Source organism: Phenylobacterium sp., assembly GCF_035569475.1.
Classification (GTDB): domain Bacteria; phylum Pseudomonadota; class Alphaproteobacteria; order Caulobacterales; family Caulobacteraceae; genus Phenylobacterium.
The window spans coordinates 26,927-50,869 of sequence record NZ_DATMNA010000022.1; the positions used below are offsets into that span (position 1 = coordinate 26,927).

Below are 23,943 nucleotides of genomic sequence, written 5' to 3' on the forward strand. Positions count from 1 at the left end.
CCCGCCCGATTCCCGCCACATTTTCGCCGCATCGCCCGCAACCTGGGCGCGGCAAGTCGCATCCTCCGGTGGAAATGTGGCAGCAAAACCGCACTTGCCGGTGAATTTGCTTCCATAGGTTGCGCGAAATGTGTCCGCGAGACGCTTTTCGTTGCGGATGCGACGGCCGCGTGACAGCCCTGTGTCATGCCGTAATTTTGCGCGGGCCGGGCATTCGACGCAGCTTTTTGCGGGAACGCCCCCTTCGCACCAGGACGGCGCCGTGCGCACGGCGAAACGGCTCGTGCGCGTCCACAAAAGCCAGGCCGGGGGGCCTCCGAATGAAAGCTGTAAACACGGGTTTGTTTCGATCGTTGCTGTTCGCGTCGGTGGCCACGGCCTCCTGTTTGACGGCGCCCAGCCTGGCCCTCGCCCAGCAGGCGTCGGCCAAGACCGCAGCCAAGGACGCCGACGTTTCAGAAGTGGTGGTGACCGGTTCTCGCATTCCGCGGGCCGACCTGACGTCCGTCCAGCCGATCCAGGTCATCAGCAGCGAGAACATGGACCGCCGCGGATTCGTCAACGTGGCCGACGCGCTCAATGACCTGCCCAGCGCCGGCGTGCCCGTCAGCCCGCTGGGCGATCAGGGCGGCTTCGGAACGGGCCGCAACTTCATCAATATTTTCAACCTGGGGTCCCAGCGGACCCTCGTGCTGGTGAACGGCCGGCGGTTCGTCGGCGGCAACCCTGCCTCGGTGTTCACCGGCGCTGCGGCCGGCGGGCAGGTCGACCTGAACTCCATCCCCACCGGCCTGGTCGACCGCATCGAGACCATCCAGGCGGGCGGCGGCGCGGTCTACGGCTCGGACGCGATCGCCGGCGTGATCAACATCATCACCAGGACCGATTTCGAAGGCGTCGAACTCGACGGCCAATACGGCCTCTCCAGCCGCAGCGACGCCCAGAACTGGCGCGCCCGGATCATTGCCGGCCACAAGTACCTGGACGACCGGCTGAGCCTGATGGGGAGCTACGAGTACAATCAGACCGACGCGCTCGCCTACACCGACCGGCCTGTCACGGCGCGCCAGATCGCCTTCGCCAACAACCCGGCCAACACCGGCCCTTCGGACAACATTCCGGGACAGATTCTGATCGTGAATCGGCGCATCGCCGAGCTGACCGCCGGCGGACTACCCTACCGCAACGGCGGCTCGACCCTCTCGAACCAGTTGACGATCGCCGACCCGAACAACCCGGCCGCCAGGGTGTTCGCCCAGTTCGCGCCCAACGGCACGCTCGTCCCCTACAACCAAGGGGTCTTCTACCAGCCGACCATCGAGTCCGGCGGTGACGGCCTGAACCTCGCGCAGCTGACCTCGCTGCAGTCGCCCGTGAAGCGGCACGTGGCCAACGGGTTCGCCAAGTACGATCTGACCCCGAACATCAAGTTGTCGGCGGAGCTCCTCTACGCCCACGCCGACTCCGTCGAACCGTTCAACCAACCGATCTTCAACGCCTCGCTGTTCGGCGGCACGTCGGGCGCCCTGCGCTTTTCCACCGCCAACCCGTTCCTGTCGGCGGCGACCCGCGCGCAGATCCTCAGCCAGCCGACGCCCCTGCCGGCGGACACGGCCTCGCCCGGCGACCAGATCTTCTTCCTGGACCGCGCCTCGGTGGACATCGGCAGCAACGAGACCTTCTCCACGGACGATACCTATCGCGGTGTGTTCGCCGTTGACGGCGACGGGGTCTACGCCGGCCACAAGTACTTCTGGAACGCCTCGGCCAACTTCGGCGAGAACAAGGGCCACTTCCAGTCGCCCAACATCGACCAGTCGAAATTCCTGCTGGCCATCGACGCCGTGAAGGACGCCAGCGGCGCCGTCGTCTGCCGTGATCCCGCCGCACGGGCCGCTGGCTGCGCCCCGCTCGACCTGTTCGGCCTCGGCGCCCCGAGCCAGGCGGCGCTGAACTACGTCGGCGTGACCCTGGCGACGAATTTCTCGAACAAGCAGACCGACTACCAGGCGAACTTCGGGGGCGATCTCTTCACCCTTCCGGCGGGGGCCTGGAGCGCCGCGGTGGGGCTTGAATACCGCAAGGAAGAAGCCGCCTTCACCCCGAACGACGCGGAACGCATCGGCATCGGCCGGACGGCGCCGATCACCGCCATCTCAGGCAGCTATCACACCAACGAGTGGTACGCCGAAACGACCTTGCCGGTGTTCGGCAAGGACTTCGGCTTCCCGCTGATGCGGCGCCTGGAGTTCGACGGGGCCTATCGCTCGGTCGACAACTCCTCAGCCGGCCACGACACGGCCTGGCAGTACGGGGTGCAGTGGTATCCGTTCAACGACCTGCTGATCCGCGGGCAGAAGAGCCACTCGTTCCGTGCTCCGGCGATCACCGAGACCTCGCTGCCTACGGCGACCATCTTCACCACCGCCACGGATCCCTGTGACAAGAACAACATCAACATCGGCCCGAACCCGACCGCACGGGCCGCCAACTGCGCCGCCGACTTCGCGGCCCTCGGGCTGCCAGCCAACTTCCAGCTAACGTCACGGGTGCAGGCGGCCACCGTTCAGGGCACCACCGCGGGCAATCCGGATCTGAAGAACGAAGAGGGCGCGCAGTGGACGGTCGGCTTCGTCTATCAGCCGCATCAGGTCCCAAGCCTGGAGCTCCACGCCGACTGGATCCACATCGACCTGACGAACGCCATCGCCAACTTCTCCCTGAGTTCGATCCTGCAGGTCTGCTACGACTCGCCCGGACGCTCGGCGGACGCCTGCAGCCGTTTCCAGCGGGGCGCCGCGGGCGGCGCCTTGGCCGGCCAGATCCTGGGCAACGGCGACCCGGGCGCCGGCGGCGTGTCGGCGGGGCCGCGCACCGGCTTCATCAACGCGGGCTACATCCACTTCGAGGGGCTCACGGCTGGCGCCAGCTACCGGCTCCAGTTCGCCGACTTCGGGGCCGAATGGTTCGACCATGACCCCGGGGCTCTCGACATGAAGCTCGACCTGTACCACGAGGCGCGGCGCAACACCTCCGTCACCGGCCTCGGCTTCGACCTCGTGCGGTCCGCCGGCACGATCGGCGATGCGAAGTACGCCTACAACGCCCAGTTCGAATACATCCGCCAGCCGTTCACGGCGACCTGGATCGTCAACTACATCTCGCGGTCCAGCTTCAACAACGACTTCACCTTGGAGACCCGCTACCCGCTGACGGTCGCGCCCTACTACCTGCACGACCTGGCCTTCACCTACGATCTGTCCTCATGGGCGGAGAAGGCACACATCGGCCTGACCGGGGCCAAGGCGCGTTTCATCGTGAAGAACGTGTTCGACACTGAGCCGCCGTACGGCACGACGGGGATCGGCGTCTATGACGTCATCGGCCGCTTCTACGAGGTCGGCCTCACCGGACGCTTCTAGAAGGCGACGACCGCCAGCGGCCGGTCTGCATGAGATGGCGAAGCCGCTGCCCCTCCGGGGCGGCGGCTTCTTCTTGCAGCCCTCAGGCCTCCGCCATCCGGCGGGCGCCGGCCATGCGGTCGAGGCGGGCGTGGATGATGTCCTCGGCTTCGCGGACGATGCGGTGGATCAGCTCGGAGCAGGTGGGGATGTCGTGGATCAGGCCCTGGACCTGGCCCGCCGACCAGATGCCGGCGTCGTTGTCGCCGACCTCGTAGACGCTGCGTCCGCGGGTCCCGGCCACCAGTTCGCGCACATCCTCGAACTTGGCCCCCTCGCGCTCCATGGCCACCACCTGGGTCGAGATGACGTTCTTCGCCACGCGCGAGGTGTTGTGCATGGTGCGGAAGATCAGCTCGGTGGCCCGCTCGTCGTTGGCGACGATCTGCTGCTTGATGTTCTCGTGGATGGGGCTCTCCACCGTCGCCATGAAGCGGGTGCCCATGTTGATGCCCTCGGCGCCCAGAGCGAGCGCCGCAACGAGACCCCGCGCGTCCCCGAAGCCGCCGGAGGCGATCATCGGGATCTTGATCTTGTCGGCGGCCGCCGGGATCAGGATCAGGCCCGGCACGTCGTCCTCGCCGGGATGGCCGGCGCATTCGAAGCCGTCGATGGAGATGGCGTCGACGCCCATCCGCTCGGCCGACAGGCCGTGGCGGACCGAGGTGCACTTATGGATCACCTTGATCCCGTGCTTCTTGAACTCCTCGACGTGCTCGATGGGCTTGTTGCCTGCCGTCTCGACGATCTTGATCCCGGCCTCGATGATCGCCTGGCGGTATTCGGCGTAGGGCGGCGGCTTGATCGCCGGCAGGATGGTCAGGTTCACCCCGAACGGCTTGTCGGTGAGGGTGCGGCAGCGCGCGATCTCCTCGGTCAGCTTCTCGGGCGTCGGCTGGGTCAGCGCGGTGATGAAGCCCAGGCCCCCGCCGTTGGCGACCGCGGCCACCAGCTCGGCGCGGCCGACCCACTGCATGCCGCCCTGGACGATGGGATGCTCGATCCCGAACAGCTCGGTGAACCGGGTCTTCAGCGCCATGGCCGCGTCCTTCCAAACATCTGTTTGGATGACAGTGAACAGGCAGACGCAGGGTCAGGCAAGCTCTCCCGCCGCTGCGGGGGACGTCGCTACTGCAGGCCCGCGCGGCCGATGGCGTAGAAGCGCTCGGCGCGCCGTTTGCGCAACTCGTCGGGCGTGAGCCCCTCCAACGCCTTCAGCTCTTCCTCGACGGCGTCGCCCACCGCCTTCAGCGCGGCTTCCGGGTCGGAGTGCGCGCCGCCCGGCGGCTCGGGGATGATCCGGTCGACGATCTTCATCCCGAGCAGGTCCTGGGCGGTGATCTTCAGCGCCTTGGCGGCCTCCTCCGGCGTGCGCGCGCCACGCCACAGGATCGAGTTGGCCCCTTCCGGCGGGATCACCGAATAGACCGCGTGCTCCAGGATCAGCACCCGCGAGCCGCAGGCGATGCCCAGCGCGCCGCCCGAGCCGCCCTCGCCGGTGACGATGGAGACCATGGGCACGCCGAGTAGCAGGCTTTTTTCGGTGGACCGCGCGATGGCCTCGGCGACGCCGCGCTCCTCCGACGCCACGCCCGGATAGGCCGCCGTGGTGTCCACGAAGCTGATCACCGGCAGGTTGAACCGTTCGGCCAACTCCATCAGCCGGATCGCCTTGCGGTAGCCCTCGGGCCGGGCGTAGCCGAAGTTGTGCTTCACCCGGGTGACGGTGTCGCGGCCCTTCTCGTTGCCCATGACCACCACGGGGCGCCCGCGGAACCGGCCGAGGCCGCCCATGATCGCCTGGTCGTCGGCGAACTTGCGGTCGCCCTTCATCTCCACGAACTCATCGATCAGGCCGGCGGCGTAGTCGACGAAGTGGGGCCGGTCCGGGTGGCGGGCGACCTGGGTCTTCTGCCAAGCGTCGAGCTTGGAATAGGTCTCGCGGCGCATCTCCTGGGTGCGCGCGCGCAGGGCCTCGATCTCGGCGTCGAAGGCGCCCGGGTTGGCGGTTTCCGAGAGCTTCGAAAGCTCCTCGATCTTGGCTTCGAGGTCGGCGATCGGGCGCTCGAACTCGAGGTAGTGGGCAGCCATCCGGGGACCTGATCCTTCATATCGAAGCGGGGCCGGAACCTATTCGCGATGCGGCCGCGTCACAAGAGCGCCAGGGTGTTGGCCCGGGTTCCTGGAACGCCGTTCGATGCAACCTCGCGCGGCCCCGGGGGTTGTTGCGGCCGAAGACGCGTCTCGGCCTGACACGCCCCGCGCCTTGGAGAGAAACGGAGAGACCCATGAAGAAATCGATCAATCTGGGAATGGCCTCGATCCTCGCGCTGGCCGCCGCCGCGCCTGCATTCGCCCAGTCCCCGCAATATCCGGCTCAGCAATATGAGCAGCAGCCGCAGTACCAGCAGCCCGGGCCATCCTATCAGCCGGCGCCGCAGTACCAGGAGCAACAGCAGCAATACCAGCAGGACCGCCGGGACTACGAGGTCCGCAAGGACGCCTATGACGCCCGCCGCCAATCCTATGACGAGCGGCGCGACAACTACGAGGCCAGCCGCGCGGGCTATGAACAGGCCAAGGCGGACTATGACCGCCGCCACGCCGCCTGGGAACGCGCGCGCGCCGACTATGACGCCCGCTACGGCTACGGCGCCTATGTGCGGGTCTACGGCCCCGCGCCGATCTGGGATCAGCAGCGTTGGGCGGTCTATGGCCCCGCGCCTGACGCGGGCTACTACGCCCGTCCGGCGGCCGCCTACGCGCCGACGACCACTTGCCGCAACGACCACAGCGCCGCCACCGCCGGCGCCGTCCTGGGCGCGCTGGCCGGCGCGGCCCTGGGCTCCAACATCGCCGCCAGCGGCCACCGCACCGACGGCTCGATCCTCGGCGGCGTCGTAGGGGCCGGCATCGGCGCCTCGGTCGGCAACGCGCACGACCGCTACCGCTGCGACACCCGCGGGCCCTACTACAGCTACGGCGACACCATCGCCTACCGCGAGGACCGCGACTACCGCAGCGGGCGCTATGACTACAGCTACTACAGCCGTATGCGCTGCCGCCTGGCCCCCGCGCCGGTCGACAGCTACGGCGAGGACGTCCGCTACGTCCGCGTCTGCCCCGACCGCAGCGGCCGCTACCGCATCACCGGCTAAGCCGCCGGGCGATCCGACCCGATGACTTCCAAGGCCGCTCCCTCGGGGGCGGCCTTTTTCCTGGGCTCAGCGCTTCTTCGCCAAGGGGTGCCTGGTCGCCACCACCTGCGCCAGGCGGTCGCCCGCCACGTGGGTGTAGATCTGGGTGGTGCCGATGTCGGCATGGCCCAGCAGGGTCTGGACGACCCGCAGGTCGGCGCCGCCCTCCAGCAGGTGGGTCGCGAAGGCGTGTCGCAGGACGTGCGGGCTCACCCGCGCCGGGTCGATTCCGGCGTGGGCGGCCGCCTCGTCCAGCAACTGGGCGAAACGGCGGGGCGTGAGGCGGCCTTCCTTGCCGCGCGAGGCGAAGAACCAGGGATTGGCCTTATCGCCCTTCGGCAGGAACCCGGGGCGAACCTCGAGATAGGCCTTCACGGCCGTCCGTGCGGCGGCGTTGAGCGGCGCGAGCCGCTCCTTGCCGCCCTTGCCCTTGACGATCAGATAGGCCGGGTCGCGGGCCAGGGCCGCCAACGTCAGGCCGGTGAGCTCGGAGATCCGCAGGCCGGAGGCGTAGGCCAGCTCGACCATGCAGGCGAGCCGCAGGCCCTGGGCGCCGTCCTTTGCGGCGGCGGCGGCGATCAGCCGGTCGACCTCGGCACGGCTCAAGACCTTGGGCAGGGCGCGCCTCTTTTTCGGCGCCTCGACGCGGCGCGAGGGGTCGTCGGCCCGCCAGGCCTCACCCAGCACGAAACGGTAGAACTGGCGCACCGCCGCACGCCGCCGCGAGGCCGTCGCCGGCGACAGGCCACGTTCGCTCAAGGCCACGAAATAGGCCTCCACGTCCTCGGCCGTCGCATCGGCCAGGTCGCGGCCCCGACCCGCCAGGAAGCCGGCGGCGTCGCCCAGGTCGCGGGAGTAGGCGGTGAGCGTGTTCCTGGCCGCCGCGCGCTCGACGGACATCATCTCCAGGAAGGCTTCGGCCCAGGAGGCGCCCTGCCCGGTCATTTCAGCGCCAGCAGGCCTTCCAGGGCGAAGGCGCGGGCGTCGGCCTCCAGGCCCACGAGGTGCAGGGCGCGGACGATCCGCACCCGGTCGCCGATCGCGGGCCCGGTCGCCCCGGCCTCGGCGCAGGTCCAGAGCGACAGCATCGCCGCCTCGCCCATCAGCCCGGCCTCGCCCGCGCTCTCAAGCCCCAGGTCGCGGCCCACCGGCGCCTTGCCCTCCGACAGGGTCAGGGCCGCCATCTGGCTGCGGCTCTCCGCCGTCAGGGGGCCTCCAAGCGCCAGACCCAGCAGCAGCGCCGCCTGCCCGCGGGCGCGGGTCTTGGGTTCGCTGGAACCGGCTGGCTCGGCCAGCGCATGGAGGACGGCGTCGCTGACGGCCTGGCCCCGCATCAAAGCGTCCACGAGCGGCGCCACGTCGGGGGCGGCCGCGGCCGTGTCGAAGCTGGGCTCCCCTGGATCGCCGCCGAACAGCGCCGCGGCCACTGCGGGCGAGGCCTTGGCGGCGCCGAGGTCGAGGCCCAGGCTGTGCGACAAGGCGTAGTCGAGGCCGTTCCTCAGCGACGCCGCGCCCGGATTGCCGGACCCGGCCAGCTTGGCGGTCATCAGCCGGGCGAAGACCGGGTCCTTGGCCTGGGCCTGGGCGAGGTCGAAGGTGAGTTGGGCCTGGTCGGCGTGGCCGCCGATCGCCTGGCAGTACGCCCGCAGGCGCAGCCAGTAGACGTCGTCGCGGCCCTCCGTCAGGCCCTCGGCCACGGCGCAGGCGCGCGCATCGTCGCCGGCCAGCAGCGCGCTCTCCGCCGCCGCGTGGGCCAGGGCCGGCGAACGGTCGGCGCCCGGCGCGCGAGCCAGGATGGCGGCGGCGGCCTTGGCGTCGCCCTGCCCCAGGAGCGCGGTGGCGCGCGCGCCGGTGAGCGCCGGATCGCTCGCCCCCGCCGGCCCCGGCGCACCGGTCGCCAGGACGCGGCGGGCGAGCGCGGCCGCCGCCGGGCTGAGCGGCTTGGCGGCGATCAGCGGCAGGACCGCCTGCGCCGTCTTCAGCGAGGCGCCGCGCCAGAGCGTGGCGGGCAGGCCGGTGTTGCGGCCAGGGGTGGTGAAGGCGTCCGGCGCGGCCAGGGTCTCGACCTGGACGCCACGGTCGGGCGGCGCAGGGGCGACAGCCGCCGGCGCGACGGCCGCCGCAGGCCCGCCGGGCGGCGGCGGCTCCTGCGCGGCGGCTCCCGTGGCCGAGGCTGCGAGAAGCGACAGGACGAGAAGACCGGGGGAACGCGACATAGTCGCGAGCATAGCCGCGGCACGAAGTTGGCGCGAGAGCGGCGGCTCGTGTAGACCTGGGCCTTCCATGGACCGCTATGCACCGTTGCGCCGCCGCACCATCGCCCTCGTGGGCCTGATGGGCGTGGGCAAGTCGAGCGTCGGGCGGCGGCTCGCCAACGCGCTCGAGCTGCCGTTCCGCGACACCGATTCGGAAGTCGAGGCGGCCGCCGGCTGCTCGATCTCCGACATTTTCGCCGACCTGGGCGAAGAGGCCTTCCGCGAGGGCGAGCGCCGGGTGATCGCGCGCCTCCTGGAGCAGGAGCCGCATGTGCTGGCCACCGGCGGCGGCGCCTTCATGAACGAGCAGACCCGCGCGCTGATCAAGTCCCAGGCGGTGTCGGTCTGGCTGAAGGCCGACCTGGACGTCCTGGCGCGTCGCGTCTCGCGCAAGGACACCCGGCCCCTGCTGGCCGGCAGGGACCCCCTGGAGGTGCTGCAGGCCCAGGCGGCCGTGCGCTACCCGGTCTATGGCGAGGCCGACGTGACGGTCGAGACCGGCGATGCGGCGCACCACGTCACCGTCGACCAGGTGATCCGCGCGCTCGGCGTCCACCTCGAGGCCTCCGAGCCCAAGGCCTCGCTGTCATGAGCCGTAGGATCGCGGTCGGGCTGGGCGCACGCAGCTATGAGGTCCTGGTGGGCCCGGGCCTGATCGACCGGGCCGGGGAGACCCTCGCCCCCTTCCTGAAGCGGCGCCGGACCGCCGTGGTCAGCGATGAGACCGTCTGGGGTCTGCACGGCGAGCGCCTCACCGCCGCGCTCGAGGCCGCCGGGATCGCCGTCTCGCCGGTGATCGTCCCGCCAGGCGAGCAGACCAAGAGTTTCGAGGGCCTGGCCGAGGTCAGCGACCGGCTGCTGGCGCTGGAGCTCGACCGCGGCGACGTCGTGACCGCCTTCGGCGGCGGCGTGGTGGGCGACCTCGCCGGCTTCGCCGCGGCGATCTACAAGCGCGGCATCGACTTCGTGCAGATCCCGACGACCCTGCTGGCCCAGGTGGACTCCTCGGTGGGCGGCAAGACCGCTATCGACACGCCGCGCGGCAAGAACCTGGTGGGCGCCTTCCACCAGCCCCGGCTGGTGCTGGCCGACCTCGACGTGCTGGCCACCCTGCCGGCGCGGGAGATGCGCTGCGGCTACGCCGAGGTGATCAAGTACGGCCTGCTGGGCGACTTCGCCTTCTTCGAATGGCTGGAGGCCAATTCGGCCGCCGTCCTGGCGCGCGAGCCGCAGGCCCTGGCCGAGGCCGTCGCGCGTTCCGTGGAGATGAAGGCTGAGATCGTGGCCGAGGACGAGACCGAGCAGGGCCGCCGCGCGCTGCTCAACCTCGGCCACACCTTCGGCCACGCCCTGGAAGCCGAGACCGGCTACGGCGAGGCCCTGCTGCATGGCGAGGCCGTGGCCGCGGGCATGGCGCTGGCCTTCCGCTTCTCGGCCGCCCAGGGCCTGTGCGAGGCGCAGGAGGCCAGACGCGCCTCCGCCGCCATCGCCGCCTCCGGCCTGCCGACCACCCTGGTCGAGGTCTCGGACCGGGCCTTCGACGCCACGCGGCTGGCCCGCCACATGGCGCAGGACAAGAAGGCGCAGGGCGGCCGGTTGACCTTCATCCTGGCCCGCAGGATCGGCGAGGCCTTCGTCGCCAAGGACGTGGACGCGGGCGCCGTCACCGCATTTCTCAGACAAGAAGGGGCGACCTGATGGCCGCCGTCATGGCTCTTGCGCCGATCCTGTTCCTGCTCCTGGGACTGTCGGCGCTGTTCTCCGCGGCCGAGACCGCGCTCACCGGCGCCAGCCGAGCGCGCATGCACCAATTGGAGCGCGACGGCGACGGCGGGGCCCGGCGGGTCAACCAGCTCCTCACCGACCGCGAGACGATGATCGGGGCGGTGCTGCTCGGCAACAGCCTGATCAATATCCTGGCGTCGGCCCTCACCACCCAGGTGATCACCCGCGCCATCCCCGGCGCCTGGGGCGTGGCCGCCGCCACCGGCATCATGACCGTCCTGATCCTGGTGTTCGCCGAGGTGTTGCCGAAAACGCTGGCCATCCTGCGCTCGGACGACGTGGCCCGGTTCCTGTCCGCGCCCACCCTGCTGGTGGTCAAGGTGTTCGGCCCGATCATCTACGCGATCCAGTACGTCGTCCGGAAAACCCTCGGCCTGCTGGGGGTTCACCTGGGTATGGAGATGGACGTGCTGGCCGCCCACGAGGAGATCCGCGGCGCGGTGGAGTACCACCACTCCGAGGGCCTGGTGGAGAGCCACGACCGCTGGATGCTGGGGGGGGTGCTGGACCTGGCGGAGATGGACGTCAGCGAAGTGATGGTCCACCGCAAGGAGATCGCCACCCTCGACGTCAGCCTGAGCCCGCGGGAGATCGTCGAGGACGTGCTGGAGAGCGGCCACAGCCGCGTGCCGCTCTACCGCAACGACCCGGAAAACATCGTCGGCATCCTGCACGCCAAGGACGTGCTGCAGGCGATCACCGACGCCGACGGCAAGATCGACACGATCGACGTCGCGGCCATCGTCCGCGAGCCGTGGTTCATCCCGGAGACCACCAGCCTGAAGGACCAGCTCGCCGCCTTCCTGAAGCGGCGCACCCACTTCGCCCTGGTGGTCGACGAATATGGCGCCCTGCAGGGCCTGGTCACGCTGGAGGACATCCTCGAGGAGATCGTCGGCGAGATCGAGGACGAGCACGACGAGGCGGTCAGCGGCGTGAAGCCGGCTGAGGACGGCTCGATCATGGTCGACGGCTCGGTGACCATCCGCGACCTCAACCGCGCGATGAACTGGGACCTGCCCGACGACGAGGCGGTTACCATCGCGGGCCTGCTGATCCACGAGGTGCGGCGCATCCCCGATCCGGGCCAGACGTTCACCTTCCACGGCCACCGGTTCGTGGTGCTGGAGCGTAAGGTCAACCGCATCACCCGGCTGCAGATCTGGCCGGCCGCGGAGCGCCAAGACGGGTGACCAAGAGTCGGCCCCCCGACACAACTGAAGATCGCACTTGATTAGACGCGGCAACGTCTGTTGCTCTCCGCCCACAACGCGCCTGCAGGCCCTGGAGCCCATGGAATGACCGACACCTCCCAACTCGCCGGCCTGAGGGTCCTGGTGGTGGAAGATGAGATGATGGTCTCGATGCTGATCGAGGACATGCTGACCGACCTGGGCTGCCAGGTCGTGGGTCCGGCCTCGCGCCTGGACGAGGCGATGGAGCTGGCGGCGAGCAGCGAGCTCGACTGCGCCGTGCTGGACGTGAACCTCGGAGGCCAGCCGATCTTCCCCCTGGCCGATGTGCTGCGCGAGCGCGGCCGCCCGTTCGCGTTCGCGACCGGCTATGGGGATGCGGGACTGAGAGAGGTGGACCGGGGCACGCCGGTCCTGCAGAAGCCGTTCCGCGAAGGCGACCTGGCCCGGGTGCTCGGCGAGCTGTGCGCCAAGGTCGGCTAGAGGTAGCTGAGCGCGCCCGCGCCCCAGCCGTTGAACAGCAGGGTCAAGGCGCCGGCGAGCGTCGCCAACGGCAAGATGAGTTTCACGTCCCGTCTCCTCGAAGTCTTGAAAGCTCTGCCTTCAAGACGCCTGAGATAGGTACGATGCGACATGGTAAAAGACGCCAATTCCGAACCGGTGTTTTGCGGATTCGGAAAAGGTCGCCTCGCCGGCGGGCCGGGATCGAGGTCGGGTCAGGCCCCCTTCGCCGCCAGGGCGGCCAGCAGCTTGTCGGGGGTGATCGGGTAGTCGCGCACCCGCACGCCGCAGGCGTTGTAGATGGCGTTGGCCACCGCCGCCCCGGCGCCTGAGATGCCCAGTTCGCCGACCCCCTTGATGCCCATCGGGTTGGCCTTGTCGTCGACCTCGTCGAGCATGATGGCGTCGAGCTCGCCGATGTCGGCCTGCACCGGCACCAGGTAGCTTGCCAGGTCCTGGTTGATCAGAGAGCCGTAGCGTGGGTCCACCGAATTGCCCTCGGTGAGGGCCGACCCGACGCCCCAGATCATGCCGCCGGTAAGCTGGCTGCGCGCGGTCTTCCAGTTGAGGATGCGGCCGGCGGCGAAAACGCCCAGCATGCGCCGGGTGCGCACCTCGCCGGTGACGGTGTCGACGCCGACCTCGACATAGTGCGCGCCGTAGGTGTGCGAACTCCACTTGGCAGCGTCGGCGGCTGGGCGGATCTCGCCCTCGACTGTCATGCCGTCGGGGCGGTTGCGCCGGATCAGGTCCGACAGCCGTTCCGAACGGTTGGCGATGGCGATGACGCCGTCCTGGAAGACGATGTCCTGCGACGGTCCGCCGAACAGCGGCGAGGCGGGGTCGGCGACGGCGATCTCGGCGATCGCCGCGCGCAGGTTCATGCCGGCGTCCAGCGCCGCCGAACCCGCCGTGGCCGCGCCGAACTGGCCGCCCGAGCCGGGGGCCGGCGGCAGCTCGGAGTCGCCGATCTCCACGCGGACGTCGCCCAGCGGCACGCCCAGGGTCTCAGCCGCGATCTGGGCCAGCACCGTGTAGGTGCCGGTGCCGATGTCGGTCATCCCCTGCCTGACGGTGATCACGCCCATGGCGTCGACCGTGAAGCTGGCCTTGGCGGGCAGCAGGAAGTTGCCGCGGATGGCGGCGGCCATGCCCACCCCGACCCGCCAGCGCCCGTCGCGAACCTGGCCGGGGATCGGGTTGCGGTTGTCCCAGCCGAAGATCTGAGCGCCTTCGCGCATGCAGCGCACGAGCTGGCGGATGGAGAACGGCTTGCCGGTCTCCGGGTCGGACTCCGGCTCGTTGAGGATGCGCAACTCGACCGGGTCGATACCGAGCTTTTCGGCCAGCTCGTCCATGGCGACTTCCAGGCTGAGCGTCCCCGACGCCTCGCCCGGCGCGCGCATGGCGCTGGCCACCGGCAGGTCCAGGCGCACCAGGCGGTGGCCGGTCAGCCGGTTCGGCGCGGCATAGAGGCTGCGGGCGAAGTTCGAGGCGTGCTCGGTGAAATTGCCGCGCCGGTCGCAGTGGGTGGTGGTCATCAGCGACATGGCCGTCAGCCGGCCGTCCGGCGTGGCGCCCAGCCGAACGCGCACGTCCGTCGCCGGGCGGTGCACCGTGCCGTGCATCATCTGCTGGCGGGAGAGCGCGATCTTCACCGGCCGGCCGAGCTCGCGCGCCGCCAGGGCGGCCAGCACCAGGTCCTCGTAGAACGACCCCTTGCCGCCGAAGCCGCCGCCCACATAGCGGGTGAGCAGGCGCACGTTCCGGTGCGGCACCATCAGGGTCTCGGCCAGCGAGTTCTGCGCGAACCGGACCATTTGCACCGAGGTGTGGACCGTCAGGTTGTCGCCCTCCCACCAGGCAGTGGTGGCGCAGGGCTCCATCTGGCAGTGGTTCTGCAAGGGGGTGCGCCAGACGTCGTCGACGGTCACCGGGGCCGCGGCGAAGGCCGCCTCGAAGTCGCCGATCTCGACGTCGGATTCACCGGGCGGCTGGACCGCCTCGTCGAAGTGGTCGTGGAAGATCACCGCCTGGGCGTCGTCCTCGAAGCCGAGCTTCACCAGGGCCGCGCCGGCCTGCGCGTTCTCCAGCGTGTCGGCGACCACCACGGCCACCTGCTGGCCGAAATAGTAGACCTGGTCCGACTCCAGCGCCGGCCGCGGCGAGGGCGTGAAGAAGTCGTAGCGCGCCGGGCGCGGGCCCTGGGCCGGCGCGTTCCTGTAGGTCCAGACCAGTCGGACTCCTGGGGAGGCCTCCGCGGCGGAGGTGTCGACCGCGGTGATCCGGCCCTTGGCGATGGGGGCGGAGATCAGCACGCCATAGGCCGGCGGAGACGGAGGCTCGACCTCATAGGCGTAGGGCGCGGTCCCGGTGACCTTCAGCGGGCCTTCGTAGCGGTCCACCGCCTTGCCGATGTTGCCGGCGCGGTTCTCCTTGACCGGATTGCTGGCGGCTTCCCAGTCGCTGACGGAGCTCATGCGCCCCTCCCTTGCTCGCGGGCTTCGGCGATGGCCGCCGGGACCAGGCGGCTGATGAGGTCGATCTTGAAGCCGTTGCGGCCGTTCTCGCTGGCGGCCTCCAGCTCGCGGCCGATGGCCTCGGCGGGCGAGGCGCCGGCCTTCAGCGCGGCCTCCGCGTCGGTGGCGCGCCACGGCTTGTGGGCCACGGCGCCCAGCGCCAGGTTCCCGCCCGCCACCGCGACGCTGACCAGGCCGCCGGCGTAGGAAGCCCGGTCGCGCACCTTGCGGTAGACCTGCCCGCCGGTGGGCGGCGGCGGCACGACAACGGCGGTGATCAGCTCGCCCGGGATCAGGTGGGTCTCGACGTCCGGCGTCTCGCCGGGCAGGCGGTGCAGCTCCAGGATCGGGAAGGCCCGCGCCCGGCCCGAGGGCGAGAGGGTCTCGACCGTGGCGCCGAGCGCGGTCAGGGCCACAGCCATGTCCGACGGGTGCGTGGCGATGCAGGCGTGGCTGGCGCCGAAGATCGCGGAGTTGCGGTTCAAGCCCTCCAGCGCGCCGCAGCCCGAGCCGGGCGCCCGCTTATTGCAGGGCTTGGTGGTGTCGTAGAAGTACGCGCAGCGGGTGCGTTGCAGCAGGTTGCCGCCGGTGGTGGCCTTGTTGCGGAGCTGGCCGGAGCCGCCCGACACGATGGCCTGGGTCAGCACCGGATAGCGGGCGCGCACCCGGGCGTCGGCGGCCACGTGGCTGTTGGTGGCCATGGCGCCGATGCGCAGGCCCCCCTCGGGCGTCTCCTCGATGTCCGCCAGCGGCAGGCGGCCCACGTCGATCAGGTGCGCCGGATGCTCGATCTCCAGCTTCATCAGGTCCAGCAGGTTAGTCCCGCCGGCGATGAACTTGGCGTTGGGGGTCCCGGCCGCCGACTTGACGGCGGACGCGGCGTCGGCCGCCCGCTCGTAGGTGAAGGGCCTCATGCGACCTCTCCCGCCACCGACCTGATGGCCGCCACGATCTGCGGATAGGCCGAGCAGCGGCAGATGTTTCCGCTCATCCGTTCGCGCAGTTCGTCGTCGGTCAGCTTGATCCGGCCGGTGAGGTCGGCGGTCTCCTGGCTGGGCCAGTTGTCGGCCACTTCGGCCAGCATGCCGAGCGCCGAGCAGATCTGGCCGGGCGTGCAGTAGCCGCACTGGAACGCGTCCTCGGCGAGGAAGGCAGTCTGGATGGGCGCGAGTTTGTCGACCGTGCCGACGCCCTCGATGGTGGTCACCTTGTCGCCGTCGTGCATCACCGCCAGCGACAGGCAGCTATTGATCCGCACGCCGTTCACCAGGACCGTGCAGGCGCCGCACTGGCCGTGGTCGCAGCCCTTCTTGCTGCCGGTGAGCCGCAGGTGCTCGCGCAGGGCGTCGAGCAGGGTGGTGCGGGGGTCGAGGTCGAGCGCCCTCGCCTGCCCGTTGACGGTGATGGTGGTCTTCAAGCCAGAGACTCCCCGTGCCGATATCGGCCGCACAGCCCACCGCAGAATGGGCGACAGCTCTTCAAACGCTTGTTTAGCCTAGCGTCCCAAACACCGCTCGGCCACAGGCTGAAAGGCGGTCTGGAACTATTCTTCGGCCGTTTCCCCGCGCCGCGCCAGATCCCCTCGGCCGGGAGCGGTCACCCCTCGCCCGGCGCCAGCGCCTTCACCGAAAGCGCATGCAGCCGGCCCGCCAGTTCGTCGGCGAGCGCGTGATAGACCATGCGCTGGCGGGCGACCTTGGCCGCGCCCTCGAAGGCGGCGGACTCGATCAGCACGTTGAAATGGCTCTCCCCGTCCGGGTGGGCGCCCGCATGGCCGGCGTGCCGGTCGGAGTCGTCGTGGATCTCCAGACGGGTCGGCGCGAACGCCGAGGTCAGCTTGGATTGGATGGCATCAAATATGGCGCCCATCGGCTGCATCTTCAATTCTTGAAAGGGATTATCTCGGCCCCATACTTGGCCCATGCCCGCTGCGTTTCAATACAAGCCGCGTTTCGTCGACATCCGGGTGCGCCCGCCCTCGCCGGAGGAGGATGCGCGCGCCGAGGACGTCACCGCGCTGAAGCCCGGCGAGCGGGCCTGCGACCACCCCGGCTGCATGAAAGCGGCCACCGCGCGGGCGCCCAAGTCGCGCGACATGCTGAACGAGCACTACTGGTTCTGTCAGCCGCACGCGGCCGAGTACAATCGCAACTGGAACTTCTTCGCCGGCCTCAGCGAGGCCGAGATCCGCCGTCGCCAGCAGGACGAGCTGTTCACCGGCGGGCGGCCCACCTGGGAAATGAAGGCCGGGCGGATGAGCCGCGAGGCCGCGGCCTTCTCCAATAGGTTCAAGAAGGGCGAGGGCTACCGCGACCCGTTCAACCTGTTCGGCAAGAACGGCGGCAAGCCGATGCCCGAGGCCGAGCCGCGCCACCTCGGCAAGATCGAACGCAACGCGCTGGCCGACCTCGACCTGGATGCGAACGCCGACGGGCCGAAGATCCGCACCCGCTACACCGAGCTGGTGCGCCGCCTGCACCCCGACGCCAACGGCGGCGATCGGGCCGGCGAGCATCGCCTGCAGCGGGTGATCAAGGCCTACCAGACCCTGCGCAAGGCGGGGATGGTCTGAGCGCCATGCGTGGCGGGGCGTTCCTTACGGGACTGGCCCTCGCCTTGGCGGCGCGCTGCGCCCTCGCCCAGCCGACGCCGACGCCCGCTCCGCCTTCCACGACCGTGGAAGGGATGACCGTGGTGGCGCCCAAGGCGGAGCAGGAAAAGCTGCCCGACCTGGTCGACAGGTTCGTCCAAGGGCATGGCGCCGCCAGCCGCATCGACCAGCTCTCGCGCTGGTCCGTTCCGCTCTGCCCGCAGACCGGCGGCCTGTCGGCGCCGTTCAACGCCTATGTCACGGCGCGGGTGAAGCTGGTGGCCGCGGCCGTGGGGGCGCCCCTCGAGCGTCATCCCAACCGCAACTTCCCCTGCAAGACCAACCTGCTGATCATCTTCACCACCACGCCGCAGGCGCTGATGGACGACGTCCGCAAGCATCACGCCGACGCGCTCGGCTTCCACTACGCGGCGCAGGCCGAGCGGCTGGCCCGGTTCGATCGGCCGTTCAAGGCCTGGTATGTGACCGGCACACAGCCGGAAGGCGGCCTGGTCCAGGAGGACAAGGAGTTCAGCCCAGTGCCGGGCGGCACGGCCGGGAGCCGCCTGACCCGGCGCCTGGCGAGCCGGTTCATCGGCATCCTGGTGGTCGTCGACGCCAACCAGATCGTCGGCCACCAGATCCGCGCCATCGCCGACGACGTGGCCATGCTGGGCCTGGCCCGCGCCGCCGACCTGAAGGGCTGCAGCGCCCTGCCGACGATCCTCGACTTCCTGAGCCCGGACTGCCCCGCGAGCGGCGACCCGGAGGGCCTGACGGCCTATGACGTGGCCTATCTGAGGGGCCTCTACTCCACTGACCCCGAACAGCTCCTCGCCGCCCAGCGCAGCGAGATCGGCAGCCGGATCCTGCGCGAGGTCCCGGCGCGCTGAGACCTGCTCAGCGCCGCTCGTGATACTCGTGATACTCGCCGCGGCCGGGGCGCCAGTCGGGGCGCCAGTAGGTGTTGTGGGTCCAGTACCAGTAGCGGTAGGGCCGGTAGACCCAGACGCCGCCTTCGAACAGCCACGGATTGTACCACTCCGGCGCATAGGCGACCGGCGGCGGTCCGTAGGGCGGTGGCGGGTAGTAGAAGCTGGGCGCGCCGGACCGCACATAGTAGCCCGGCGGGCAGTCGGCGGAGTTCGCCGAGTTGGAGCCGATGGCCCCGCCGGCCACGGCGCCAAGCGCCCCGCCGATGATCGAGCCGCCGGTCTTCGAGCCGCGGCCGGAGACGTTGGAGCCGACCACCGCGCCCAGGATGCCGCCGATGATGGCGCCGGCGGCGGTGTTGTTGTTGCGCCGGTCGACGCAGTACTGCTGGGCCCAGCGGGAATAGCGGTCCGCGTAGTCGCGGTCATAGCGCTGGGCGCGGTCGTCGTAGACGGCGCCGGGGCGCTCGTACCCCGGCGGCGGCGGCGCGTACTGGCCCGAAGGCGGGGCGATCGGCGGGGCGCCGGGCGGCCCGTAGGCGGGGGGCTCGCCGGCGCGCTGGTCGTAGGGCGGCGGCGGAGGCGGCTGGGCGGAGGCGGAGGCGGCCTCGAGCGTCAGGCCACAGACCAGGGTCAGGGCCAGGAGCTTGGCGGCCACGCGGGTGGGCTTGGTCTGCATCGCGATCTCCTCAAGCGCGGCGGATCAATCGGGTCCGCCCACGGCTAAGCCTGATTTGGGGCCGAGATATGGAATTCCTAGGACCCTTCTGTTTCAAAAGGCCCTGCCCAGGGTCAAGGCCAGGGCGTAAGCGCCTCGCGCCGGCAGAGCTCCGCATAGGAGCCGAGCGCGCCCATACGAGCCAGGTAGGCGGCGAGTTCGGGGTGCTCGCTGGCGGGCCGGGCCATGTTCCGTGACCAGCGCATCAGCATGGCCGCCAGGTAATCGGCCGCGCCGGGCGCGTCCCCGAACAGGAAGGGTCGGCCGTCCGACAGCGCGGCGGCCAGCCGGGGCCAGGCGCCCTCGATGCGGCTCCTCGCCAGCTCGCGCACGGCGTCCGCGCCGGCCGGGGCGCCGTCCTTGTCGGCGTAGAACCAGTCGCGCATGGCCGGCGACACGGTATTGGCGAGGAAGACCATGGTCTCCAGCCAGCGGGCGCGCTGCGGGTCGCCCGGCGGCGGCGCCAGGCCGGCGTCCGGATGGCGCTCGGCCAGCAGCATCACGAGCGCGGCGGATTCGCTGTAGGGCCGCCCGTCGATCACCAGGGTCGGCACCCGGCCGGACGGGTTGAGCCGCAGATAGGCCGGGTTGCGCTGCTCGGCGGCGTCGAAGTCGAGGCCGATCGCCTCGAACGGCACGCCGAGTTCGATCAGGGCCCAGTGGACCGCCATGCTGGCCGTCCCGGGCGAATAGTAGAGCGTGTAGGTCATGGCGCGGCTCAGGCGTCGGCTTCGGCGGGGGTGCGCTCGGTGTCGACGGTGGCCTGCATGAAGGCCGGGTAGCGCGAGCCGGTGACCGTGCGCGCGTTCACCGCGGCGTCGACGCGGGCGACCATGTCGGCGGACAGCGCGACGGCGGCCGCGGCGGCGTTCTCGCGCATGTGGTCGGGATTGGCCGTGCCGGGGATCGAGACCAGGGTCGGGTCCTTGGCCATCAGCCAGGCCAGGCAGAGCTGGGCCGGCGTGCAGGGGACCTCCGCCGCCAGGGCCTCGAAGCGGGCGAGCAGCTTCAGGTTGGCGGCCAGCGCCTCGCCCTGGAAGCGCGGCATGGCGGCGCGCATGTCGCCCTCGCCGAACTTCGACGGGTCGCTGACGCCGCCGGCCAGGAAGCCGCGGCCCACCGGCGAGAAGGCCACCAGGGTCACGCCCAGCTCATGGCAAGCGTCCAGGAGCGCGATCTCCGGATTGCGGGTCCAGGGCGAATATTCGTTCTGCACCGCGGCGATGGGGTGCACGGCGTGGGCGCGGCGCAGCGTCGGGCCGCTGATCTCGGAGAGGCCGATGGTGCGGATCTTGCCCTCGGCGACCAGATCGGCGAGCGCGCCGACGCTGTCCTCGATGGGCACGCGCCGGTCCCAGCGGTGCAGGTAGTAGAGGTCGATGACCTCGGTCTTCAGCCGCCGCAGGCTGCGCTCGCAGGTGTCCTTGATATTGGCCGGGCTGCCGTCGAGGCCGCGCTCGTCGCCCACCGTGAGGCCGCACTTGGACGCCAGCACGAACCGGTCGCGATGCGGCCCCAGCACCTCGCCCACCAGGGTCTCGTTGTGGCCCAGGCCATAAACCGCGGCGGTGTCGAAGAAGGTGTAGCCCGCGTCCAGCGCCCCCTTGAGCACCTGCTCCGCCCGCTCCCGCGGCGCGGCGGGGCCATAACCGTGTGAAAGCCCCATGCACCCCAGGCCGATGGCCGAAACCTCGAAGGGACCGATACTGCGCTGTTCCATGGGGACCTTTCGGCTGGAGTTTCGCCGCGCAGAAGCCGACTGGGCGGATCGGCGTCAAGGCCTTAGCTCCTCCCCGCACCGCAGAGTGCGGGGGAGGTGGATCGGCGCGGCGCGCGACGAGACGGAGGGGGGGCGTGGCAGGCTCCTTTTGAGGGCCTCAGAGATTGGTGGCCCGCGCGCGCGCCCTCCGTCGGCTTCGCCGACACCTCCCCCGAAGTCTTCGCTTCGGGGGAGGTGCGATGTTCCGCTCGTCCCTTCCCGCCCGCCGCTGGTCACGGGCGCGGCGCCGGATGGCCCGGTGGCGGCGCCGCTGGTCACTGGGCGGTGGCGGCGCGAGAGGGCAGGATGATCTTGCCGCCAGATCGTCCTTTGAGGGAGCAAGGCAGATGCGGAAGATCATGATGCTGGGCGCGGCCGCGGCGGCGCTGGCGGGCGGGGCGGCCCGGGCCGACGAGTGGGGCGCCTATGGGCGCGATCCGGGCGGCACGCGGTTCTCGCCCCTCACCCAGATCTCGGCGGCCAATGTGGCGGGGCTGAAGCCGGCGTGGACCTTCCACACGGGCGACATCTCCGACGGCAAGACCAAGGGCGGCGGCCCGCGCAGCGGGTTCGAGACCACGCCTCTGATGCTGGACGGCCGGCTCTATCTGACGACGCCGTTCAACCGGGTGATCGCCCTCGACCCGGCGACGGGCAAGCAGCTCTGGGCCTACGATCCCAAGCTCGACCGGGGCAAACCCTATGGCGACGGCCTGATCAACCGCGGCCTGGCCGCCTGGCGCGATCCGAAGGCGGGCAAGACAGGCGCCTGCGCCCTGCGGCTCTACGAGGCGACGCTGGACGCGCGGCTGGTGTCGGTGGACGCCGCCACCGGCCAGGTCTGCGAGGGCTTTGGCCAGGCCGGCGAGGTCTCCCTTCGCGAGGTCGCCCGCTATACCCCCGGCCAGTACCACATGACCTCGCCGCCGGTCGTGGTGGACGGGGTGGTCGTCGTGGGCTCGGCGATCGACGACAACGCCCGCGCCGACATGCCCGATGGCGTGGTCCGGGGCTTCGACGCGCGAACCGGCAAGCTGATCTGGTCCTGGGAGCCGATCCCCAAGCCGGCGAACGTGGCCGACAAGGACTGGAAGACCGGCGCCGGCAACGCCTGGTCGGTGCTGAGCGCCGACCCCAGGCGCCACCTGGTCTATGTGCCCACCGGCAGCGCCAGCCCCGACTACTGGGGGGGCCTGCGCCCCGGCGACAACCGCTGGGCCAATTCGGTGGTGGCGCTGGACGTGCGCACGGGCAAGCTCTCCTGGGGCTTCCAGCTCGTGCACCACGACCTGTGGGACTACGACACCGCCGCCGCGCCGCTCGCCACGACTCTGAAGCTGAAGGGCAAGGCCACGCCGGTGGTCATCGCCGGCAACAAGACCGGCATGGTCTTCGTGCTCGACCCGGCCACCGGCAAGCCGGTGCTGCCGGTGGAGGAACGGCCGGTCCCGCAGAGCACCCTCTACGGCGAGAAGAGCTCGCCCACCCAGCCGTTCCCCATCGCCACTCCGGCGCTGGTCCCGCAGAGCCAAGGCCCCGAGGCGGTGTGGGCGATCTCGGACGGCGACCGCAAGTTCTGCGCCGACGCCATCGCCGGCATGTCCGGCCACGCCATGTTCTCGCCGCCCAGCGAGCAGGGGACGCTGGCGATCCCCGGCAATGTCGGCGGGATCAACTGGAGCGGGTTCGCCTGGGACGCCGGCCACGGGCGGCTGATCGTCTCGGTGACCAACCTGCCGGCCAAGGTCCGCATGATCCCGGCCGCGAAGTTCGTGAAGGGCGACCACGGCGACCTGCGCGCCGAGACCACCATGCAGGTGGGCACGCCCTACGCCATGAGCCGCGATTTCCTGCGCGCCCCGTCCGGCCTGCCCTGCATCAAGCCGCCGTTCGGCGAGCTGATGGCGGTGGACCTGGACGCCGGCAAGATCGTCTGGCGGGTGCCCCTGGGCGCCCTGGAGGAGATCGCGCCGGGCGTCGGCCACATCGCCAAGGGCTCCATCGTGCTGGGCGGGCCGATCGTCACCGCCGGCGGGCTGATCTTCCAGGGCGGCACCATGGACCGCACCCTGCGCGCCTTCTCCGCCGCCGATGGGAGCCAGCTCTGGAGCGCCGAACTGCCGGCCAGCGCCCACGCCACGCCCATGACCTACGAGGTCGGCGGCAAGCAGTATGTGGTGGTGGCCGCCGGCGGCTCCGCCAAGGTCGACGAGGAGCGCCAGGGCGACGCGGTGGTGGCGTTCGCCCTGCCTTAGCCGCTCGCCAACTTCGCCTCCAACGCAGCGAGATCGTCCAGGAACCACACCGTGGTCCCGCGGTTGGATTCGCGGATGAAGTCGCGCAGGGGCTGGCTCCCGGCCGCGGCGGCGGAGACGTCGCCCAGCACGGCGATCCGGAAGCGGTAGTTGACCAACTTCTGCAACACGTGGCCGGCGACGCCGGTGGAGAGCCGCAGGAAGTCCGGGCCCAGGCGCGCAAGCGGCGCGGCGACGAGCTTGGCGCGCGCCCCGTACAGCTCGCCGATCAGGCCGGACAGCGCCCTATCCTCGACCAGGGACGGGCCCGCCTCGGGGCAGACGAAGACCCGGACGCCGGCGATCTCGCGCACGGCCATGGCTCAGCGCTCCGAGAGCACCTGCACCATGCGCAGCATGGAGGCGGTGTCGGCGGGGGACCCCACGATGACGATCTTCACGTGCCGGCGGGCGGTGTCGTAGGCGACGTCCAGGCTCATCGGCTCAGCCGGCGCCTCCTGGCCCATGCGCACGGCCGGCAGCGCGCGGGCCAGGTGCTGGGCCAGGGCCGGGTCGACGTCGGGGATGTCGACGATGCTGGTGACGCGGGCGGCGGCATCGCCCGAGCCCCTGACGATCCCGGTCATGGCCTCCAGGTCGGTGCGCAGGATACGGTAGGACTTGCCCACCTTGACCGCGCGCAGGCGGCCCTCGCGGATGAAGCGCAGCACGGTCTTCTTGTGCAGCTTCAGCCGTTCGGCGAACTGCTCGACGGTGTAGACTTCTTCCGACATGGGGA

At 70.5% G+C, this 23,943-nt stretch carries 22 protein-coding genes; 9 read left to right on the forward strand and 13 right to left on the reverse strand.

Translation table 11 applies throughout. From position 1 onward, the window contains the following. Positions 1-341 precede the first annotated feature (341 nt). Positions 342-3,422: a TonB-dependent receptor domain-containing protein gene (locus tag VNW53_RS03530; protein WP_325553679.1), complete on the forward strand. Its 3,081-nt coding sequence runs from the start codon at positions 342-344 to the stop codon at positions 3,420-3,422. 82 nt (positions 3,423-3,504) lie between these two features. Here the strand turns inward: VNW53_RS03530 and VNW53_RS03535 are convergent, their stop codons facing one another. Both VNW53_RS03535 and VNW53_RS03540 read right to left on the reverse strand, forming a co-directional pair. After that, complete coding sequence (locus tag VNW53_RS03535; protein ID WP_325553680.1) at positions 3,505-4,500, reverse strand: nitronate monooxygenase family protein; 996 nt, start codon at positions 4,498-4,500, stop codon at positions 3,505-3,507. Between the two features lie 89 nt (positions 4,501-4,589). Further along, positions 4,590-5,552 carry an acetyl-CoA carboxylase carboxyltransferase subunit alpha gene (locus tag VNW53_RS03540; protein ID WP_325553682.1) on the reverse strand — a complete coding sequence of 321 codons (963 nt, stop codon included), beginning with the start codon at positions 5,550-5,552 and terminating at the stop codon, positions 4,590-4,592. A 197-nt stretch (positions 5,553-5,749) separates the two neighbouring features. Here VNW53_RS03540 and VNW53_RS03545 point away from each other — a divergent pair, with 197 nt between their 5' ends. Next, complete coding sequence (locus VNW53_RS03545) at positions 5,750-6,619, forward strand: glycine zipper domain-containing protein (RefSeq protein ID WP_325553683.1); 870 nt, start codon at positions 5,750-5,752, stop codon at positions 6,617-6,619. A gap of 66 nt (positions 6,620-6,685) precedes the next feature. On the opposite strand, the gene VNW53_RS03550 is transcribed toward VNW53_RS03545, so the two are convergent. Together VNW53_RS03550 and VNW53_RS03555 are read right to left on the reverse strand one after the other, a co-directional pair. Next, the gene (locus VNW53_RS03550; protein ID WP_325553685.1) at positions 6,686-7,603 is read right to left on the reverse strand and encodes a tyrosine recombinase; all 918 of its coding nucleotides are present in this window, start codon (positions 7,601-7,603) and stop codon (positions 6,686-6,688) included. Continuing rightward, complete coding sequence (locus VNW53_RS03555; protein WP_325553687.1) at positions 7,600-8,874, reverse strand: hypothetical protein; 1,275 nt, start codon at positions 8,872-8,874, stop codon at positions 7,600-7,602. Before VNW53_RS03555 ends, VNW53_RS03550 begins: the two co-directional genes overlap by 4 nt. A 67-nt stretch (positions 8,875-8,941) precedes the next feature. Between VNW53_RS03555 and VNW53_RS03560 the strand changes: the two genes are divergently transcribed. The 4 genes from VNW53_RS03560 (at position 8,942) to VNW53_RS03575 (ending at position 12,374) form a co-directional block, all read left to right on the forward strand. After that, positions 8,942-9,505, forward strand: coding sequence for a shikimate kinase (locus tag VNW53_RS03560; protein WP_325553688.1), 564 nt, complete (start codon positions 8,942-8,944; stop codon positions 9,503-9,505). Continuing rightward, entirely contained in the window at positions 9,502-10,611 is a 1,110-nt protein-coding gene (gene aroB / locus VNW53_RS03565; protein WP_325553689.1) for a 3-dehydroquinate synthase, read from the forward strand. Before VNW53_RS03560 ends, aroB begins: the two co-directional genes overlap by 4 nt. Further along, positions 10,611-11,891, forward strand: coding sequence for an HlyC/CorC family transporter (locus VNW53_RS03570; RefSeq protein ID WP_414693236.1), 1,281 nt, complete (start codon positions 10,611-10,613; stop codon positions 11,889-11,891). Before aroB ends, VNW53_RS03570 begins: the two co-directional genes overlap by 1 nt. 105 nt (positions 11,892-11,996) lie before the next feature. Then, positions 11,997-12,374, forward strand: coding sequence for a response regulator (locus tag VNW53_RS03575; RefSeq protein ID WP_325553690.1), 378 nt, complete (start codon positions 11,997-11,999; stop codon positions 12,372-12,374). Between the two features lie 233 nt (positions 12,375-12,607). On the opposite strand, the gene VNW53_RS03580 is transcribed toward VNW53_RS03575, so the two are convergent. From VNW53_RS03580 to VNW53_RS03595, 4 genes are all read right to left on the reverse strand, one after another. Beyond that, positions 12,608-14,872: a xanthine dehydrogenase family protein molybdopterin-binding subunit gene (locus tag VNW53_RS03580; RefSeq protein ID WP_325553691.1), complete on the reverse strand. Its 2,265-nt coding sequence runs from the start codon at positions 14,870-14,872 to the stop codon at positions 12,608-12,610. Next, positions 14,869-15,825 (reverse strand): xanthine dehydrogenase family protein subunit M, encoded by a 957-nt coding sequence (locus VNW53_RS03585; RefSeq protein ID WP_325553692.1) that lies wholly within the window; start codon positions 15,823-15,825, stop codon positions 14,869-14,871. Before VNW53_RS03585 ends, VNW53_RS03580 begins: the two co-directional genes overlap by 4 nt. Then, a complete protein-coding gene (locus tag VNW53_RS03590; protein ID WP_325553693.1) occupies positions 15,822-16,328 on the reverse strand; it encodes a 2Fe-2S iron-sulfur cluster-binding protein in 507 nt (168 codons plus the stop codon). Before VNW53_RS03590 ends, VNW53_RS03585 begins: the two co-directional genes overlap by 4 nt. Before the next feature lie 179 nt (positions 16,329-16,507). Next, the gene (locus tag VNW53_RS03595; protein WP_325553694.1) at positions 16,508-16,780 is read right to left on the reverse strand and encodes a BolA family protein; all 273 of its coding nucleotides are present in this window, start codon (positions 16,778-16,780) and stop codon (positions 16,508-16,510) included. 52 nt (positions 16,781-16,832) lie between these two features. Here VNW53_RS03595 and VNW53_RS03600 point away from each other — a divergent pair, with 52 nt between their 5' ends. Further along, positions 16,833-17,483 carry a J domain-containing protein gene (locus tag VNW53_RS03600; protein ID WP_325553696.1) on the forward strand — a complete coding sequence of 217 codons (651 nt, stop codon included), beginning with the start codon at positions 16,833-16,835 and terminating at the stop codon, positions 17,481-17,483. A gap of 5 nt (positions 17,484-17,488) precedes the next feature. Further along, on the forward strand, positions 17,489-18,394 hold the full coding sequence (locus tag VNW53_RS03605; RefSeq protein WP_325553697.1) for a hypothetical protein: 906 nt from the start codon (positions 17,489-17,491) through the stop codon (positions 18,392-18,394). Positions 18,395-18,401: 7 nt separating this feature from the next. Here VNW53_RS03605 and VNW53_RS03610 read toward each other — a convergent pair whose 3' ends face one another. The 3 genes from VNW53_RS03610 to VNW53_RS03620 all read right to left on the reverse strand — a co-directional run bounded on the left by VNW53_RS03610 (position 18,402) and on the right by VNW53_RS03620 (position 20,871). Further along, entirely contained in the window at positions 18,402-19,112 is a 711-nt protein-coding gene (locus tag VNW53_RS03610; protein ID WP_325553698.1) for a glycine zipper 2TM domain-containing protein, read from the reverse strand. Between the two features lie 113 nt (positions 19,113-19,225). Further along, positions 19,226-19,861 carry a glutathione S-transferase family protein gene (locus tag VNW53_RS03615; RefSeq protein ID WP_325553699.1) on the reverse strand — a complete coding sequence of 212 codons (636 nt, stop codon included), beginning with the start codon at positions 19,859-19,861 and terminating at the stop codon, positions 19,226-19,228. Positions 19,862-19,869: 8 nt separating this feature from the next. Continuing rightward, entirely contained in the window at positions 19,870-20,871 is a 1,002-nt protein-coding gene (locus VNW53_RS03620) for an aldo/keto reductase (RefSeq protein WP_325553700.1), read from the reverse strand. A gap of 386 nt (positions 20,872-21,257) precedes the next feature. Here VNW53_RS03620 and VNW53_RS03625 point away from each other — a divergent pair, with 386 nt between their 5' ends. Then, positions 21,258-23,165 (forward strand): pyrroloquinoline quinone-dependent dehydrogenase, encoded by a 1,908-nt coding sequence (locus tag VNW53_RS03625; RefSeq protein WP_325553701.1) that lies wholly within the window; start codon positions 21,258-21,260, stop codon positions 23,163-23,165. On the opposite strand, the gene VNW53_RS03630 is transcribed toward VNW53_RS03625, so the two are convergent. Together VNW53_RS03630 and VNW53_RS03635 are read right to left on the reverse strand one after the other, a co-directional pair. Continuing rightward, the gene (locus VNW53_RS03630) at positions 23,162-23,524 is read right to left on the reverse strand and encodes a DUF4180 domain-containing protein (RefSeq protein ID WP_325553702.1); all 363 of its coding nucleotides are present in this window, start codon (positions 23,522-23,524) and stop codon (positions 23,162-23,164) included. The two genes, VNW53_RS03625 and VNW53_RS03630, sit on opposite strands and share 4 nt — an antisense overlap. 3 nt (positions 23,525-23,527) lie before the next feature. Beyond that, positions 23,528-23,938, reverse strand: a complete 411-nt coding sequence (locus tag VNW53_RS03635) for a helix-turn-helix domain-containing protein (protein WP_325553703.1) — start codon at positions 23,936-23,938, stop codon at positions 23,528-23,530. Between the last annotated feature and the right edge of the window lie 5 nt (positions 23,939-23,943).